This window comes from Pseudomonas karstica, assembly GCF_009707515.1.
GTDB lineage: Bacteria > Pseudomonadota > Gammaproteobacteria > Pseudomonadales > Pseudomonadaceae > Aquipseudomonas > Aquipseudomonas karstica.
Genome location: NZ_WLYI01000090.1, coordinates 1 through 508, shown reverse-complemented (window position 1 = coordinate 508; position 508 = coordinate 1). Strand labels below are relative to the sequence as shown.

The window sequence follows — 508 nt, the reverse complement described above, 5'->3', positions numbered from 1 at the left end:
GTCGAAGTCGATCACACCGAAGCGCTCCGGGTCCTTGACCCAGTAGCCAAACACCGTCGCACCGGACGGGCGTTTGGCGGCTCTACGCAGTTGGTCGCTGAAGTGTGGGCCGTGGAAGATGTTGTCGCCCAGGATCAGGCAGACCGGGTCCTTGCCGATGAACGCTTCACCAATCAGGAAGGCTTGGGCCAGGCCGTCAGGCGACGGTTGTTCGGCGTAGCTGACGCGCACGCCGAACTGGCTGCCATCACCCAGCAGGTTGCGGTATTGCGGCAAGTCCACCGGGGTGGAAATCACCAGGATGTCCTTGATACCCGCCAGCATCAGCACCGAGATCGGGTAGTAGATCATCGGCTTGTCATACACCGGCAACAGTTGCTTGGAAACACCCAGGGTAATAGGGTGCAGACGGGTACCGGAGCCTCCGGCCAATACGATTCCCTTCATCATGCGATCAAATCCTTGCTGTCGGTGTTACCTAGTCGTTCACCTTGATAGCTGCCGTCCT

At 59.3% G+C, this 508-nt stretch carries 1 protein-coding gene; it reads right to left on the bottom strand.

The features are described from left to right. Positions 1-450, bottom strand: a 450-nt coding sequence (locus GIR22_RS25840; RefSeq protein WP_154746098.1) for a sugar nucleotidyltransferase, incomplete at its 3' end; no start/stop codon positions are given. Positions 451-508: the final 58 nt, after the last annotated feature.